The organism is Streptomyces sp. NPDC059477 (genome assembly GCF_042749375.1).
Classification (GTDB): Bacteria; Actinomycetota; Actinomycetes; order Streptomycetales; family Streptomycetaceae; genus Streptomyces.
On sequence record NZ_JBHYUG010000051.1, the window covers coordinates 42,622 to 58,520 of the forward strand.

The window sequence follows — 15,899 nt, forward strand, 5'->3', positions numbered from 1 at the left end:
CCCGCGAGACCCCCGCCCTTGTTCTTGCCCGCCGCCCGGGTGCCCGTGGCCCCCCCCACAAACTCCCCCCCACCCCCCCCCCCGGCGCGTCCCAGGGGGGGGGGCGGCCCGCCCCGCACCCGTATCCGCACTCCCGCCCCCGCGCGGACACCCGCGGACACCCGCGGACATCGGCCGAACGGCCCCGCCCAAGGTGGCCGCCCCGTCCGGGATCAGGTACCACGAACGGGTAGCACCCGTCGGTAATTCCATGGGGTCGCAGCACGCCCCGTGGACCGAGATCCCGATGCACGGCGAGGTGAGCGTCATGTCCGCAGCCCCCACCCGGCCCACCGGTCCCACCGGACCCACAGGTCCAGCCCAGCCCCCAGGACCCACCGGCCCCACCCAGCCCACCGTCTCCGAGCGCGAGGCCCGCCAGGTGGCGGAGGCGGCCCGGGAGCAGGACTGGCGCAGACCCAGCTTCGCCAAGGAACTGTTCCTCGGCCGCTTCCGCCTCGACCTCATCCACCCCCACCCGCTCCCGGACGCCGAAGACGTCCGCCGCGGCGAGCGCTTCCTCGCCGACCTGCGCACCTTCTGCGAGACCCGGATCGACCCCGCCGTCATCGAACGGGACGCCCGCATCCCGGACGAGGTCGTGAACGGCCTCAAGGAACTCGGCGCCCTCGGCATGAAGATCGACACCGAGTACGGCGGTCTGGGCCTCACCCAGGTCCACTACAACAAGGCCCTCGCCCTGGTCGGCTCCACCAGCCCGGCGCTCGGCGCGCTGCTCTCCGCCCATCAGTCGATCGGCGTACCCCAGCCGCTCAAGCTCTTCGGCACCCAGGAGCAGAAGAACACCTTCCTGCCGCGCTGCGCCCGCACCGATATCTCGGCGTTCCTGCTCACCGAGCCCGACGTCGGCTCCGACCCGGCCCGCCTCGCCACCACGGCCGTCCCCGACGGCGACGACTACGTCCTCGACGGCGTGAAACTCTGGACCACCAACGGCGTCGTCGCCGACCTCCTCGTCGTCATGGCACGCGTACCGAGATCCGACGGCCACAAGGGCGGGATCACCGCGTTCGTCGTCGAGGCGGACGCGCCGGGCATCACCGTGGAGCACCGCAACGCCTTCATGGGCCTGCGCGGCATCGAGAACGGCGTCACCCGCTTCCACCGGGTCAGGGTCCCGGCCGCGCACCGCGTCGGCCCCGAGGGCGCCGGCCTCAAGATCGCCCTGACCACCCTCAACACCGGCCGCCTCTCGCTGCCCGCGATGTGCGTCGGCGCCGGCAAATGGTGTCTGAAAATCGCCCGTGAGTGGTCGGCGGTCCGCGAGCAGTGGGGCAAGCCCGTCGCCCTCCACGAGGCCGTCGGCTCCAAGATCAGCTTTATCGCGGCCACCACCTTCGCCCTGGAGGCCGTGCTCGACCTGTCCTCCCAGCTCGCCGACGAGGACCGCAACGACATCCGAATCGAGGCCGCCCTGGCCAAGCTCTACGGCTCCGAGATGGCCTGGCGGATGGCCGACGAACTGGTCCAGATCCGTGGCGGCCGGGGCTACGAGACCGCCGAGTCCCTCCGGGCGCGCGGCGAACGCGCGGTCCCCGCCGAACAGATGCTGCGCGACCTGCGCATCAACCGCATCTTCGAGGGCTCGACCGAGATCATGCATCTGCTCATCGCGCGCGAGGCCGTCGACGCCCATCTCTCCGTCGCCGGCGACCTCATCGACCCCGACAAGTCCCTCCAGGACAAGGCGAGGGCGGGCGCCCAGGCCGGTCTCTTCTACGCCAAGTGGCTACCGAAACTCGTCGCGGGCCCCGGCCAACTCCCCACGTCCTACGGCGATTTCAAACACGGCATCGACCTTTCGCCGCATCTTCGCTACGTCGAACGCGCGGCCCGCAAGCTGGCCCGCTCCACCTTCTACGCCATGTCCCGCTGGCAGGGCCGCATGGAGACCAAACAGGGCTTCCTGGGCCGGATCGTGGACATCGGCGCCGAACTCTTCGCCATGAGCGCGGCCTGTGTACGCGCCGAACTCCTGCGCACCCAGGGCGACCACGGCCGCGAGGCGTACCAACTCGCCGACACCTTCTGCCACCAGTCCCGCCTGCGCGTGGAAGACCTCTTCACCCACCTGTGGTCCAACACGGATGAAAGGGACCGCAAGGTGGTGAAGAACGTCCTGGCCGGCCACTACGAATGGCTGGAACACGGCATCGTGGACCCCTCGGGCGAAGGCCCCTGGATCGCGACCGCAACCACAGGAGCCTCCGCGCAGGAGAACGTCCACCGACAGGTCAGGTGAGTCCGACGCCGTTCAGGGGCGCGGGGCGGTATCGACATGCGGCTCCGCCGCGTGGGCGCGACCAGCCCCGACGCACCCGCACCCGGGAACGCGCCCGCTCAGCACCACTTGTCGCTGGGATCCCGCGTGGTCCACGAGCACGTGTCCACCTTCGACCCGTTCGCCTTGGTCAGCGTCGCCGTGTCACTGGTGTTGTTCCAGACATAGGCGCGCCGGTCCTGGTACTTGTTCGTGGTCGTGTCGTTCCCCGTACCCGTACGGATCTTGATCGTCTTCCCCGCGGCGATCTTCACATTGGGGAAGACGTACTTGTGATTGGCCGTGTCCTTCAGCACCCAGCCCTTGAGCGAAATGGCGGACCGGCTGGTGTTCTTGATCTCCACCCATTCGCCGTTGAGGCTGGTGGTGGAGCCGGTGTCCGAACCGGGGCTGTCGAACCACGCGTGGTACAGCACCACACCGCCGGCCGCCTGGGCCGGGGTGGACAGCAGGGTGCCGGTGAGCACGACCGCGCCCGCGAGGGCGGGCAGGGTCAGAGCAGCGCGTATGCGCATGGAGAGATCCCCCCAAGGATGTCGTCCAGAGAAACCATGAAAAACGGGAAAGCCAGAAGAACCAGAAAAACCGGGAATACCGCGAAAACCGCGGAGGCCGGCGGTCGACCGGCTCGCGAACTGAAGTCGTATCACACGATCTTCACCGCCACTCCACAATGAGTCATTTCCGTGCATGTACGGCACCGGGCCTTCTCCCCGGGGGACACCCTGTCCGGCCGGACAGCGGATGCGGCAAGAATGGGGGAATGAGCGACAGTCCAGCCCGCCCCCTTGCCGACCCGTACCTCGTCCACGACCCCGTCGCGGGAGACGGCCCCAAGGACGTGGTGATCCTCGGGTCCACCGGCTCGATCGGCACCCAGGCCATCGACCTCGTGCTGCGCAACCCCGGCCGCTTCAAGGTCACCGCGCTCTCCGCCAACGGCTCCCGCGCCGAACTCCTCGCCGAGCAGGCCCACCGTCTCGGGGTCCGGACCGTCGCGGTCGCCCTCACGGACGCCGTCCCCGCGCTGCGCGCCGCCCTGAGCGCCCGCTACGGCCCCGGGGAGCCGCTGCCCGAGATCCTCGCCGGTCCCACCGCGGCCACCCAGCTCGCCGCCTCCGACTGCCACACCGTGCTCAACGGCATCACCGGCTCCATCGGCCTCGCCCCGACCCTCGCCGCCCTGGAGGCGGGCCGTACCCTCGCGCTCGCCAACAAGGAGTCGCTCATCGTGGGCGGCCCGCTGGTCAAGGCGCTGGCCCGGCCGGGCCAGATCATCCCGGTGGACTCCGAGCACGCGGCGCTCTTCCAGGCACTGGCCGCCGGCACCCGCGCCGACGTCCGCAAGCTCGTGGTCACCGCCTCCGGCGGCCCCTTCCGCGGCCGTACGCGCGCGGAGCTGGCGGACGTCACCGTCGCCGACGCCCTCGCCCACCCCACCTGGGCGATGGGACCGGTGATCACCATCAACTCCGCGACCCTGGTCAACAAGGGCCTGGAGGTCATCGAGGCCCACCTGCTGTACGACATTCCCTTCGACCGCATCGAGGTCGTCGTGCACCCCCAGTCGTACGTCCACTCGATGGTCGAGTTCACCGATGGCTCCACCCTGGCCCAGGCGACGCCCCCGGACATGCGCGGGCCGATCGCCATCGGTCTGGGCTGGCCCGAACGCATTCCCGACGCGGCACCCGCCTTCGACTGGAGCAAGGCGTCGACCTGGGAGTTCTTCCCGCTCGACAACGAGGCGTTCCCCTCGGTGAACCTCGCCCGGCACGTCGGCTCGCTCGCGGGCACCGCCCCGGCGGTGTTCAATGCGGCGAACGAGGAGTGCGTGGAGGCGTTCCGTACCGGCGCCCTGCCCTTCAACGGCATCATCGATACCGTCACCCGGGTGGTCGAGGAACACGGCACCCCGGATTCGGGAACTTCGCTGACCGTGTCGGACGTCCTCGAAGCGGAGACCTGGGCACGGGCCCGGGCCCGGGAACTGGCGGCACAGAAAGCCACCGCGGAGGCGCGTGCATGACGACCCTGATGATGATCCTCGGCATAGTCGTGTTCGCGGTCGGCCTGCTGATCTCGATCGCCTGGCACGAGCTGGGGCATCTGTCCACGGCCAAGCTCTTCGGCATCCGGGTGCCGCAGTACATGGTCGGCTTCGGCCCGACCCTCTTCTCCCGCAAGAAGGGCGAGACCGAGTACGGCATCAAGGCCATCCCCTTCGGCGGGTACATCCGCATGATCGGCATGTTCCCGCCCGGCCCGGACGGCAAGATCGAGGCCCGGTCCACCTCCCCGTGGCGCGGCATGATCGAGGACGCCCGCTCGGCCGCCTTCGAGGAGCTGAAGCCCGGCGACGAGACCCGCATGTTCTACACCCGCAAGCCCTGGAAACGGGTCATCGTGATGTTCGCGGGCCCCTTCATGAACCTGATCCTGGCGGTGGCACTGTTCCTCACCGTCCTGATGGGCTTCGGCATCTCCCAGCAGACCACCGCGGTCTCCTCGGTCTCCCAGTGCGTCATCGCGCAGAGCGAGAACCGCGACACCTGCCGCAACTCCGACGAGGCCTCCCCGGCCGCCGCCGCCGGACTCAAGGCCGGCGACAAGATCGTCGCCTTCGACGGCGTCCGCACGGACGACTGGAACGAACTGTCGGACCTGATCCGCGCCAACCCCGGCAAGGAGGTGCCGATCGTCGTCGAGCGCGACGGCCAGGACCTCACCCTGCACGCCACGATCGCCACCAACCAGGTAGCCAAGAAGGACTCCAGCGGCCAGATCGTCCCGGGCGAGTACGTCAACGCGGGCTTCCTCGGCTTCAGCGCCGCCACCGGCATCGTCCGCCAGGACCTCGGCTCCTCGGTGACCTGGATGGGCGACCGCGTCGGCGACGCCGTCGACTCCCTCGCCGCCCTCCCCTCCAAGGTCCCGGCCCTGTGGGACGCCGCCTTCGGCGACGGCCCGCGCGAGGCGGACTCCCCGATGGGCGTGGTCGGCGCGGCCCGCGTCGGCGGTGAGATCTTCACCCTGGACATCCCGCCCACCCAGCAGCTCGCCATGGCGCTGATGCTGGTCGCGGGCTTCAACCTCTCCCTGTTCCTCTTCAACATGCTCCCGCTGCTCCCGCTCGACGGCGGGCATGTCGCGGGCGCCCTGTGGGAGTCGCTGCGCCGCAATCTCGCCCGGCTGCTGCGCCGCCCCGACCCCGGCCCGTTCGACGTGGCGAAGCTGATGCCGGTGGCCTATGTGGTGGCCGGGGTCTTCATCTGCTTCACGTTGCTGGTCCTGGTCGCGGACGTGGTCAACCCGGTGAGAATCTCGTAGCCACCAGCCGCTGGCGGCGGCCGGACTCGCACGACTGTTCGGCCGCCACCTCGGGAGCCGGATTACCCGTGGGATGTGCCCGGCAAGGGAGCGGTGCCGTAATCTCGGAGGCCGGAGCCCGCCGCTTCTCGGGACCGGATCCTGATCCACGACTTGGGGTTGCACAGCAGATGACTGCGATTTCTCTCGGCATGCCGTCCGTTCCGCTCAAGGTCGCCGAGCGCCGCCGGAGCCGGCAGATCCAGGTCGGTTCCGTGGCCGTCGGCGGTGACGCCCCCGTCTCCGTGCAGTCCATGACCACGACCCGTACGTCGGACATCGGCGCCACGCTCCAGCAGATCGCCGAGCTGACCGCGTCCGGCTGCCAGATCGTCCGGGTGGCCTGCCCCACCCAGGACGACGCCGACGCCCTCGCGACCATCGCGCGCAAGTCGCAGATCCCGGTGATCGCGGACATCCACTTCCAGCCGAAGTACGTGTTCGCCGCCATCGAGGCGGGCTGCGCGGCCGTCCGGGTCAACCCGGGCAACATCAAGCAGTTCGACGACAAGGTCCGCGAGATCGCGAAGGCGGCCAACGAGCACCGCACGCCCATCCGCATCGGGGTCAACGCCGGCTCCCTGGACCGGCGGCTGCTCCAGAAGTACGGCAAGGCGACCCCCGAGGCCCTGGTGGAATCGGCCCTGTGGGAGGCGTCCCTCTTCGAGGAGCACGACTTCCGGGACATCAAGATCTCCGTCAAGCACAACGACCCGGTCGTGATGATCGAGGCCTACAAGCAGCTCGCCGCCCAGTGCGACTACCCCCTCCACCTCGGGGTGACCGAGGCGGGCCCCTCCTTCCAGGGCACCATCAAGTCGGCGGTCGCCTTCGGCGCCCTGCTCTCCCAGGGCATCGGCGACACCATCCGCGTCTCGCTCTCCGCGCCCCCGGTCGAGGAGGTCAAGGTCGGCAACCAGATCCTGGAGTCCCTGAACCTCAAGCAGCGCGGCCTGGAGATCGTCTCCTGCCCGTCCTGCGGACGCGCCCAGGTCGACGTCTACAAACTGGCCGAAGAGGTCACCGCGGGCCTGACCGGCATGGAGGTCCCCCTCCGCGTCGCCGTCATGGGCTGCGTGGTCAACGGCCCCGGCGAGGCCCGCGAGGCCGACCTGGGCGTCGCCTCCGGCAACGGCAAGGGCCAGATCTTCGTCAAGGGCGAGGTCATCAAGACCGTCCCCGAGTCCAAGATCGTGGAAACCCTCATCGAGGAGGCCCTGAAACTGGCCGAACAGATGGAGGCGGACGGCACGGAATCGGGCGAGCCGACCATCTCGGTAGCGGGCTGAACCGAGGGCCTCGGGGCGCGGGCTGAGCCGGGAGTCTCGGGTGCGGGCTGAGCCAAGGGTCTCGGGTCCGGGCGGAACCTTTCATCCCGGGAGGGGCCGTCGCCCTGCTTCCAGGGGCGCGGGGAACTGCGCGACCAGCCCCCACCGGCCCGCACCCGCGAGCGCACCAGCACCCCCACCTCACAGGGCGCGACAGCCAACCCGCACCCCCACCTCACAGGGCGCGACAGCCAACCCGCACCCCCACCTCACTCGGCGCCACAGCCACCCCGCACACCCAACCGCCCCCACCGAAACGCGGGGCGGCATCCCAAAGCAACCGCAGGTACAGTGCGGAGATCGGCAACCCCACTGTGAGGCCCCGTACGTGTTGACCCAGACCACCTCCCGGGTCCTCGAACCGAGTGACCTGGACGCCGCGCTCGCCGTCCTGCACCGCGAGCCGGTCGCCAACGCCTTCGTCACCTCGCGGGTCCAGATCGCCGGTCTGGACCCGTGGCGACTGGGCGGCGAGATGTGGGGCTGGTACGAGGACGGCATGCTGACCTCCCTGTGCTACGCGGGCGCCAACCTCGTCCCGATCTGCGCCACCCCGCGCGCGGTCCGCGCCTTCGCCGACCGGGCCCGCCGGGCCGGCCGCCGCTGCTCCTCGATCGTCGGCCCCGCCGAGGCCACCTCCGCACTGTGGCGGCTGCTGGAACCCCACTGGGGCCCGCCCCGCGAGATCCGCGCCCACCAGCCCCTGATGGTCACCGACCGGATGTCCGCCACCGTCGCCCCGGACCCCTACGTCCGCCGGGTCCGCAAGGACGAGATGGACACGATCATGCCGGCCTGCGTGGCGATGTTCACCGAGGAGGTCGGCGTCTCCCCGATGGCCGGTGACGGCGGCCTCCTCTACCAGGCCAGGGTCGCCGAACTCGTCGGCTCCGGCCGCTCCTTCGCCCGCCTCGACGACCGCGGCAAGGTCGCCTTCAAGGCCGAGATCGGCGCCGCTACGGACCGCGCCTGCCAGATCCAGGGCGTCTGGGTGGCCCCCGAGTACCGGGGGATGGGCCTGGCCGCCCCGGGCATGGCCGCCGTACTGAAGTACGCCCTCGCGGACGTGGCCCCCCTGGTCAGCCTGTACGTGAACGACTACAACACCGCCGCGCGCAGGACGTACACCAAAGTCGGCTTCCGCGAGGTCGGCGCGTTCATGAGCGTGCTGTTCTGACCGGACCGGGGGAACCGGCACGAACAACCACGCCCAACCCGCGCCACCACTCACCCCCACTCACCACCACCACTCACCACCCCCGCTCACGGCCACCCGCGACCAGCCCCCTGTACGCTCCCGCCATGGACCCCGTCATCGTCCCCCTCGACCTGCCGGCCCACGTGGACGAGGCACTGTCGGTCCAGGCACTGGCCTTCGGACTGGGCCCGGAGGAGATCGCGGTCCGCCGCCAGATCGTCCTGCGCCACATGACCTACCTCGGAGCCCGGGCCTTCGGCGCGACCGTCGGACGACAACTCGTCGGGTTCGTGTACGGCATGCCCAACGAGCGCACCCACTGGTGGTCCACCGTCGTGGAGCCGTACCTGCGCGCACAGCACAACACCGACTGGCTGGACGACTCCTTCGTCATCACGGAACTCCACGTCCACCCCGCCCACCAGAACCTCGGCATCGGCCGCGCCCTGATCACCACGATCACGGACACCGCCGCCCAGCCCCGCTCGATCCTCTCCGCGATCGACACCGACAGCCCGGCCCGCGGCCTGTACCGCTCCCTGGGCTATGCGGACCTCGCCCGCCAGGTCCACTTCCCCAGCGCCCCCAAGCCCTACGCGGTCATGGGCGCCCCGCTCCCGCTGCTGCGGTAAACGGATTTCCACCGGCCCGTGCCCCCCGGCTAACCTCCATGCCATCACCCTTTCCTGGCAGGAGTACGAGAACGATGGCGAACGCACCGGTCCAGCGCATGTCCCAGTTGTTGGCGAAGACCCTGCGCGACGACCCGGCCGACGCCGAGGTCCTCAGCCACAAACTCCTCGTGCGCGCCGGGTACGTCCGCCGTACCGCCGCCGGCATCTGGTCCTGGCTGCCGCTGGGCAGGAAGGTGCTCGCCAATGTGGAGCGGATCGTCCGTGAGGAGATGGACGCGATCGGCGCCCAGGAGGTGCTGCTCCCCGCACTGCTGCCGCGCGAGCCGTACGAGGCGACCGGCCGCTGGGAGGAGTACGGCGCCGAACTGTTCCGGCTGAACGACCGCAAGGGCGGCGACTACCTCCTCGGCCCCACCCACGAGGAGATCTTCACCCTCCTGGTCAAGGACCAGGCGTCCTCCTACAAGGACCTGCCGGTCATCCTGTACCAGATCCAGACCAAGTTCCGTGACGAGGCCCGCCCCCGCGCGGGCATCCTGCGCGGCCGTGAGTTCCTGATGAAGGACTCGTACTCCTTCGACCTCACCGACGAGGGTCTCGCCGAGTCGTACGCGCTGCACCGGCAGGCGTACCGGAAGGTGTTCGAACGGCTCGGTCTCGACTACCGCATCTGCTTCGCGACCGCGGGCGCGATGGGCGGCTCGAAGTCGGAGGAGTTCCTGGCGCCCTCCAGCGCCGGTGAGGACATCTTCGCGGACTGCCCGAACTGCGAGTTCGCGGCCAACACGGAGGCGATCACCTACGAGCTGAAGCCGGTCGACGGCTCGGCCGTCCCCGCCGCCGAGGAGATCGACACCCCGGACACCCCGACCATCGAGACCCTGGCCGCCTCCCTCGGCGTCCCGGCCTCCGCGACCCTGAAGAACCTGCTGGTCAAGGTGGACGGCGAGATCGTCGCCGTGGGCGTCCCCGGGGACCGCGAGGTGGACCTCGGCAAGGTCGAGGCGCACTTCGCCCCCGCCGAGGTCGAGCTGGTCACCGCCGAGGACTTCACCGGCCGCCCCGACCTGGTCCGCGGCTATGTCGGACCGCAGGGCCTGGCCAAGGTGACCTACCTCGCCGACCCGCGGGTGGCGCCGGGCACGGCCTGGATCACGGGCGCCAACAAGGAGAACGTGCACGCGAAGAACGTGGTCGCGGGCCGGGACTTCGAGGTCGACGCGTACGTCGATGTCGTGGTGGTGCGGGAGGGCGACCCGTGCCCCAACTGCGGGACCGGCCTCAAGCTGGACCGCGCCATCGAGATCGGCCACATCTTCCAGCTCGGCCGCAAGTACGCCGACGCGCTGAAGCTGGACGTCCTCGGCCACACCGGCAAGCCGGTCCGCGTCACCATGGGCTCCTACGGCATCGGCGTCTCCCGCGCGGTCGCCGCCCTCGCCGAGCAGACCGCCGACGACAAGGGCCTGTGCTGGCCCGCCGAGGTCGCCCCCGCCGACGTCCACGTGGTCGCCGCGGGCAAGGCCCTCCAGACCGAACTCGCCCTGGAGGTCTCCGAGCAGCTCGCGGCAGCGGGAGTCCGGGTCCTGGTGGACGACCGCGCCGGAGTCTCCCCGGGCGTCAAGTTCACCGACTCCGAGCTGATCGGCGTCCCCACCATCCTGGTGGCGGGCCGCCGCGCCGCCGAGGGCGTGGTCGAACTCAAGAACCGCCGCACCGGCGAACGCGAAGAACTCCCGGTGGCCGAGGCCATCACCCGCCTGACAACCACCTGACAGTCCCCTACGGTGAGCCAGACCGGGGCCCAAGGCCCCGGCCTCCACCTTTCCCCAGCCAGGCCTGCAAGCCAAGGCTGACGGCACCCCCTCAGGGGCGCGGGGAACTGCGCGACCGGCCCCCACCGACCCGCACCCGAGCAACAGGCACCCCCAGCCAAGCCTGCAAGCCGACGCTGACCACAACCCCCTAGGGGCGCGGGGAACTGCGCGACCAGCCCCCACCGACCCGCACCCGAGCAACAGGCCCCCCAGCCAGGCCTGCATGCCAACGCTGACCAAAACCCCCTAGGGGCGCGGGGAACTGCGCGACCAGCCCCCACCGGCCCGCACCCGGGGAAACCGCGCACGCCCCCTCACAGCCACCCGGCGAACTCCAGCAACAGCTCCGCATCCCCCAGGCGCCCCACGCGGAGCGCCCGCACACCCGACTCCACCGCCCGGAACAGCGTCCACCCCCGCAACCGCTCCTGATCCACCTCCAGCGACTCCGCGAGCCGCTTCACCCGGCGCCGGGTCGTCGCCGCACCCGACGGGCTGGCGATCAGATCCTCCACCCGGTCCCGTACCAGCCGCGCCAGATCGAACGCGCACTCCCCGGCCACCGGGTCCGGCCCCACCGCCAGCCACGGCATCCGCTCACCGGCCAGCACCTTGCTCTGCCGGAACGTGCCGTGCAGCAGCCGCAGCTCGGGCGGCGCGACCAGCAGCGCGTCCCGGGCCGCCAGCGCCGCGTCCACCAGCGGTGCCACCGAGGCATCCGCGTCCGCGCTCGCCCGCATCGCCGCCGCCTGCCGACCCGTCCGCTCGGCGACCGTCTCGAAGACCACCCCGGCCGGCGGCTCCACCCACAGCCTGCGCAGCACCCCCGCCGCCTCCAGCAGCGCCTTCGCCTCCGGCAGCGACCGCACCGAGACATCCGGATGCAGCCGCTCCAGCAGCAGCGCCCCGTCCGCCGACTCCGCCTCCAGCAACTGCACGGCGCCCCGGCCCGCCCAGTGCGCCAGCGCCGCCCGCTCGCCCTGCGGCCGGGCCCGCGGCGGGGCCAGCTTCAGCACGGCCGGCGAGCCGTCGGCGTACCGCACCAGCATCACCAGGCTGCTGCGGCCACCGGGCATCTGCACCCGTTCCATGCTCAACTCGCGTAGCGCGAGGGCCTGTCGGGCGGTCTCGGGCAGCTCGCCCAGCCAGTCGTCACCCTCCGGCGCCGTCTCGCCCAGCGCCCTGATCAGTCGCCGCGGCGGTGCGAAAGCCATACGCGAGTCGATTCCTTCCCTTTCTGCCCTTCCTGACCCGGCCCGCCCCCTCTCCTCTGTCACGCCGAGGGCGACGGCGACGCCGAAGCGGTCCCGGCCCGCTCGGCGAGACCAGGGAAGGCTACGCTGCCGCCCCGCCAGCGCACCGCCCGCACCGCTGCCTCGCGCAGCCCCTCGGCCGCCGTGCCCCGCAGCCCGTCCGCCGCGGCCCGCACCAGGTCGGAGTAGACCCCGGCCACCCGGTCCTCCAGCTCGGCGGCCAGCCGCAGCGCCGCCGCCGCGTCCGGCACGGCGAACGGCAGCGCGTACCCGGCCGCCGCGGCCACCGGCTCCCCGCCCCGGTCCCGCACCTCACGTGCCAGCGCGTCCCGCCGGGCGCGATGGGCGTCGTACGCCGCCCTCGCCTCCGTACGCCGCTCCTCGTGGATCCTGCCGCCGACGACGCCGTACCCGTACACGGCCGCGTGCTCGGCGGCCAGCGTCGCCTGGAGCGCGTCCAGCTCGGCCGCCTTCTCCTCCTCGGTCGCCGCCGCCCTCGCCCCGCTCATGCCTCGCCCTCCGTCAGCAGATACGCGTGCGCCGCCCCGGCCGCCGCCACCGAGGCCAGCAGCCGGGCCAGCTCGCCCGGCAGGTCCACCAGTTCCCGCGCCCGCCGGTCCGCCAGCGTGCGCTCGGCGGTCGCGAGCCCGCTCAGCGCGCCCTGCTGGTCGGCGGGCACCTCGGGGGAGGCCGTGGGGGACGGCGAGCCGGTCGATCGCTCCGCGCCGCCGAACGCCCGCGCGTGCCGTACGACCGCGTCCCGCAGCGGCCCCAGCCGCTCCGCGAGCGCCGGATGGGCGGCGAGCACGGCGTCGTAGCGCCCGGCGAGGGCCAGGCTCTCGCGGGCCGCCCGCGCGCGTGCCCGGTCCGCGGCGACCAGGCTCGCGGCCGAGCCGCCGCCGGAGTCGTCGGCGGAGCAGCCCGCCAGCAGCAGCGTCCCCGCGGCCGAGGCGAGCAGGGTTCTTCTGCGCGGGCCGGAGCGGGCGCGCGACGGCGGGGGGAACGGCACGGCAGACGTCCTCGGGAGGCTCGTACGAACAGATAGACATATCGGGCGAGCAGATAGACACATCGGGCGGCTCGCCCGCGATCACGGTACCCGCGCCGGGGGCGCACGCCCGGCAGCGGCACCACCCGTCCGCAGGTGGACGGCAACACACCCCCGGACCGGATACCCTTTGACCAGACACGAGCCCTTCCCCACAACAGCACACGCGGCCGAGGAGTCACCCGGATGAGCACCACCCAGAGCGAGAGGCTGCGAGAACTGCTGGAACCGCTCGTCACCTCCCAGGGCCTGGATCTCGAAGAGATCACCGTGGACTCCGTAGGACGCAAGCGGGTGCTGCGTGTCACCGTCGACTCCGACACCGGAGCGGACCTGGACAAGGTCGCCGATGTGAGCCGCGCGCTCTCGGCGAGTCTCGACGAGAGTGACGCGATGGGCGAGGGCGAGTACACCCTGGAGGTCGGCACCCCGGGCGCGGAGCGCCCGCTCACCGAGCTGCGCCACTACGTGCGCGCCACCGGCCGGCTGGTCGCGTTCCAGCTCGCCGGCGGCGGTGAGGTCGTCGCCAGGATCCTGACCGTGGACGCCACCGGTCTGGACACCGAGGTGCCCGGGGTCAAGGGGCGCAAGCCCACCGCGCGCAGGCTCCCCTTCGAGGAGATCGCCAAGGCGCGCGTCCAGGTCGAGTTCGGCCGCACGGACAGGGCGGCGGACAAGACAGTGGACGAGACGGACATGACGGAAGAAGAGGAGGCGTAGCCGTGGACATCGACATGAGCGCCCTGCGGGGCTTGGTGCGGGAGAAGGAGATCTCCTTCGACCTGCTGGTCGAGGCGATCGAGGCGGCCCTTCTCATCGCCTACCACCGGACCGACGGCAGCCGCCGCCGCGCCCGCGTGGAGCTGAACCGGGAGACCGGCCATGTGACCGTGTGGGCCAAGGAGGACCCGGAGGACCTGGAGGAGGGCCAGGAGGCCCGCGAGTTCGACGACACGCCGTCCGATTTCGGCCGGATCGCCGCGACCACCGCCAAGCAGGTCATCCTCCAGCGGCTGCGCGACGCCCAGGACGACGCCACGCTCGGCGAGTACGCGGGCCGCGAGGGCGACATCGTCACCGGCGTGGTCCAGCAGGGCCGCGACCCGAAGAACGTCCTGGTCGACATCGGCAAGCTGGAGGCCATCCTGCCGGTGCAGGAACAGGTCCCCGGCGAGACCTACCCGCACGGCCTGCGGCTGCGGTCGTACGTCGTCCGGGTGGCGAAGGGCGTGCGCGGTCCGTCCGTCACCCTCTCGCGCACCCACCCCAATCTGGTGAAGAAGCTGTTCGCGCTGGAGGTGCCGGAGATCGCCGACGGATCCGTCGAGATCGCCGCCATCGCCCGCGAGGCCGGCCACCGCACCAAGATCGCCGTACGCTCCACCCGCGCGGGCCTGAACGCCAAGGGGGCCTGCATCGGCCCCATGGGCGGCCGGGTGCGCAATGTGATGGGCGAGCTGAACGGCGAGAAGATCGACATCGTCGACTGGTCCGACGACCCGGCGGAGATGGTGGCCAACGCGCTGTCCCCGGCCCGGGTGTCCAAGGTCGACGTGGTGGACCTCGCCGCCCGCTCCGCGCGGGTGACGGTGCCCGACTACCAGCTGTCGCTGGCGATCGGCAAGGAAGGGCAGAACGCCCGGCTGGCCGCCCGTCTCACCGGCTGGCGCATCGACATCCGCCCCGACACCGAGCAGCCCGCCGAACAGGGCTCACCCGGGGGCGGGGAGCAGCGCAGACCTGCGGGGGAATAGATCCGAGCCGCGTGTGGGTTGGATCACGACAACGCGCGTTCGATTCTTGCCCCGTAGGGGTGAGGTCGGTGCGGGGAGGTAGACTGAGGAGTGTCTGGCCGGACGCGTGCCGTCGCACGCCCTGAGCGCACCTGTGTGGGGTGCAGGCAGCGAGCGGCCAAGATCGAACTGCTGCGGATCGTGGTGGTCGAGGGCGCTTGCGCCCCTGATCCTCGCGGTACGCTGCCCGGCCGGGGTGCCTATGTACACCCCGCCCAGGTCTGTCTGGACCAGGCGGTGCGCCGCCGGGCGTTCCCGCGGGCGTTCCGCGTCCCGGGGCCGCTCGACGTAAAGGCGTTGCGCCACCACGTCGAGCGGACACACAGTTGCTGAGCAGGCAACACGGTAAGAAGACATGTCGCGCGGAAGTCCCCGTGCGGCCTGGTACCTCGCGAGTCGAAAGCAGGTCGAGATTGCGATGAGCACTCGATGAGTACGCGATGAGTACGCCCATGAACTAGCGACGGTCCGGCCGCAACCCGGACCTCAGAGGAGCGAAGTGGCTAAGGTCCGGGTCTACGAACTCGCCAAGGAGTTCGGCGTCGAGAGCAAGGTCGTCATGGCCAAGCTCCAGGAACTCGGTGAATTCGTCCGTTCGGCGTCTTCGACGATCGAAGCGCCCGTAGTACGCAAGCTGACCGACGCCTTCCAGCAGGGCAGTGGCAACGGCAGGTCCGCCCGCCCCGCCCCCCGGAAGGCCACCCCCACCCCCAAGCCCGGCGCGCCCTCTCCGGCGCAGTCGGTCCGTCCCGGTGCCCCGAAGCCCGGCGCCCCGCGCCCGGCCCCCGCGCAGCCCGTGGCCCCGGCGGCCTCCGCCGCCCCCACGGCTCCGGCCGCACCGGTGACCCCGGCGGCCCCGGTGACTCCGGCATCCCCGGTGTCCCAGGCTTCCCCGGGCTCCCCGGTCTCCACTCCCGCCCAGGGCTCGCGTCCCACGCCGGGCCCCCGGCCCGCGCCGCGTCCGGCCCCGGCCGCCCCGGAGTTCACCGCTCCGCCGGCGCCCACCCCGGCCCCGGCGGCGTCCAAGCCCAGCAGCGGTCCGCGCCCCGGCGCCCCGCGTCCCGGCGGGCGGCCCTCGGGCCCCGGCCAGGGGCAGGGCCAGGGTCAGGGCCAGTCG

At 71.6% G+C, this 15,899-nt stretch carries 15 protein-coding genes; 11 read left to right on the forward strand and 4 right to left on the reverse strand.

The annotated features are described in order from the left end of the window. Positions 1-307: 307 nt before the first annotated feature. Entirely contained in the window at positions 308-2,302 is a 1,995-nt protein-coding gene (locus tag ACFXAZ_RS24340) for an acyl-CoA dehydrogenase family protein (RefSeq protein ID WP_384595009.1), read from the forward strand. A gap of 98 nt (positions 2,303-2,400) precedes the next feature. Here the strand turns inward: ACFXAZ_RS24340 and ACFXAZ_RS24345 are convergent, their stop codons facing one another. Continuing rightward, on the reverse strand, positions 2,401-2,856 hold the full coding sequence (locus tag ACFXAZ_RS24345; protein ID WP_384595012.1) for a lamin tail domain-containing protein: 456 nt from the start codon (positions 2,854-2,856) through the stop codon (positions 2,401-2,403). A gap of 248 nt (positions 2,857-3,104) precedes the next feature. Between ACFXAZ_RS24345 and dxr the strand changes: the two genes are divergently transcribed. The 6 genes from dxr (at position 3,105) to ACFXAZ_RS24375 (ending at position 10,646) form a co-directional block, all read left to right on the forward strand. Further along, complete coding sequence (dxr, locus tag ACFXAZ_RS24350; protein WP_384595015.1) at positions 3,105-4,370, forward strand: 1-deoxy-D-xylulose-5-phosphate reductoisomerase; 1,266 nt, start codon at positions 3,105-3,107, stop codon at positions 4,368-4,370. A gap of 8 nt (positions 4,371-4,378) precedes the next feature. Then, the gene (locus ACFXAZ_RS24355; RefSeq protein WP_384595053.1) at positions 4,379-5,671 is read left to right on the forward strand and encodes a M50 family metallopeptidase; all 1,293 of its coding nucleotides are present in this window, start codon (positions 4,379-4,381) and stop codon (positions 5,669-5,671) included. A gap of 170 nt (positions 5,672-5,841) precedes the next feature. Next, on the forward strand, positions 5,842-6,999 hold the full coding sequence (gene ispG / locus ACFXAZ_RS24360) for a flavodoxin-dependent (E)-4-hydroxy-3-methylbut-2-enyl-diphosphate synthase (RefSeq protein WP_384595018.1): 1,158 nt from the start codon (positions 5,842-5,844) through the stop codon (positions 6,997-6,999). Positions 7,000-7,366: 367 nt separating this feature from the next. Beyond that, a complete protein-coding gene (locus tag ACFXAZ_RS24365; RefSeq protein WP_384595021.1) occupies positions 7,367-8,215 on the forward strand; it encodes a GNAT family N-acetyltransferase in 849 nt (282 codons plus the stop codon). 125 nt (positions 8,216-8,340) lie between these two features. Then, on the forward strand, positions 8,341-8,868 hold the full coding sequence (locus tag ACFXAZ_RS24370; protein WP_384595024.1) for a GNAT family N-acetyltransferase: 528 nt from the start codon (positions 8,341-8,343) through the stop codon (positions 8,866-8,868). Positions 8,869-8,942: 74 nt separating this feature from the next. Then, positions 8,943-10,646, forward strand: a complete 1,704-nt coding sequence (locus tag ACFXAZ_RS24375; RefSeq protein ID WP_384595027.1) for a proline--tRNA ligase — start codon at positions 8,943-8,945, stop codon at positions 10,644-10,646. 356 nt (positions 10,647-11,002) lie between these two features. On the opposite strand, the gene ACFXAZ_RS24380 is transcribed toward ACFXAZ_RS24375, so the two are convergent. From ACFXAZ_RS24380 to ACFXAZ_RS24390, 3 genes are read right to left on the reverse strand one after another with little or no spacing between them, the layout of a single operon-like run. Continuing rightward, positions 11,003-11,902, reverse strand: a complete 900-nt coding sequence (locus tag ACFXAZ_RS24380) for an aminoglycoside phosphotransferase family protein (protein ID WP_384595030.1) — start codon at positions 11,900-11,902, stop codon at positions 11,003-11,005. 59 nt (positions 11,903-11,961) lie between these two features. Beyond that, positions 11,962-12,450, reverse strand: coding sequence for a ferritin-like domain-containing protein (locus tag ACFXAZ_RS24385; RefSeq protein ID WP_384595033.1), 489 nt, complete (start codon positions 12,448-12,450; stop codon positions 11,962-11,964). Further along, on the reverse strand, positions 12,447-12,950 hold the full coding sequence (locus ACFXAZ_RS24390; protein WP_384595036.1) for a hypothetical protein: 504 nt from the start codon (positions 12,948-12,950) through the stop codon (positions 12,447-12,449). Before ACFXAZ_RS24390 ends, ACFXAZ_RS24385 begins: the two co-directional genes overlap by 4 nt. Positions 12,951-13,175: 225 nt before the next feature. Here ACFXAZ_RS24390 and rimP point away from each other — a divergent pair, with 225 nt between their 5' ends. The 4 genes from rimP to ACFXAZ_RS24410 all read left to right on the forward strand — a co-directional run. After that, positions 13,176-13,709 (forward strand): ribosome maturation factor RimP, encoded by a 534-nt coding sequence (rimP, locus tag ACFXAZ_RS24395; RefSeq protein ID WP_384595038.1) that lies wholly within the window; start codon positions 13,176-13,178, stop codon positions 13,707-13,709. Between the two features lie 2 nt (positions 13,710-13,711). Next, the gene (gene nusA, locus ACFXAZ_RS24400) at positions 13,712-14,743 is read left to right on the forward strand and encodes a transcription termination factor NusA (RefSeq protein ID WP_384595041.1); all 1,032 of its coding nucleotides are present in this window, start codon (positions 13,712-13,714) and stop codon (positions 14,741-14,743) included. Positions 14,744-14,833: 90 nt separating this feature from the next. Next, positions 14,834-15,115: a YlxR family protein gene (locus ACFXAZ_RS24405; protein ID WP_384595044.1), complete on the forward strand. Its 282-nt coding sequence runs from the start codon at positions 14,834-14,836 to the stop codon at positions 15,113-15,115. A gap of 166 nt (positions 15,116-15,281) precedes the next feature. Beyond that, a partial coding sequence (locus ACFXAZ_RS24410) for a translation initiation factor IF-2 N-terminal domain-containing protein (RefSeq protein WP_384595047.1) occupies positions 15,282-15,899 on the forward strand: 618 nt, incomplete at its 3' end.

Coding starts and splice junctions, on each gene's coding strand:
- ACFXAZ_RS24340 (WP_384595009.1), top strand. CDS start 308: ATGTCCGCAGCCCCCACCCGGCCCACCGGTCCCACCGGACCCACAGGT.
- ACFXAZ_RS24345 (WP_384595012.1), bottom strand. CDS start 2,856: ATGCGCATACGCGCTGCTCTGACCCTGCCCGCCCTCGCGGGCGCGGTC.
- dxr (WP_384595015.1), top strand. CDS start 3,105: ATGAGCGACAGTCCAGCCCGCCCCCTTGCCGACCCGTACCTCGTCCAC.
- ACFXAZ_RS24355 (WP_384595053.1), top strand. CDS start 4,379: ATGATGATCCTCGGCATAGTCGTGTTCGCGGTCGGCCTGCTGATCTCG.
- ispG (WP_384595018.1), top strand. CDS start 5,842: ATGACTGCGATTTCTCTCGGCATGCCGTCCGTTCCGCTCAAGGTCGCC.
- ACFXAZ_RS24370 (WP_384595024.1), top strand. CDS start 8,341: ATGGACCCCGTCATCGTCCCCCTCGACCTGCCGGCCCACGTGGACGAG.
- ACFXAZ_RS24375 (WP_384595027.1), top strand. CDS start 8,943: ATGGCGAACGCACCGGTCCAGCGCATGTCCCAGTTGTTGGCGAAGACC.
- ACFXAZ_RS24380 (WP_384595030.1), bottom strand. CDS start 11,902: ATGGCTTTCGCACCGCCGCGGCGACTGATCAGGGCGCTGGGCGAGACG.
- ACFXAZ_RS24385 (WP_384595033.1), bottom strand. CDS start 12,450: ATGAGCGGGGCGAGGGCGGCGGCGACCGAGGAGGAGAAGGCGGCCGAG.
- rimP (WP_384595038.1), top strand. CDS start 13,176: ATGAGCACCACCCAGAGCGAGAGGCTGCGAGAACTGCTGGAACCGCTC.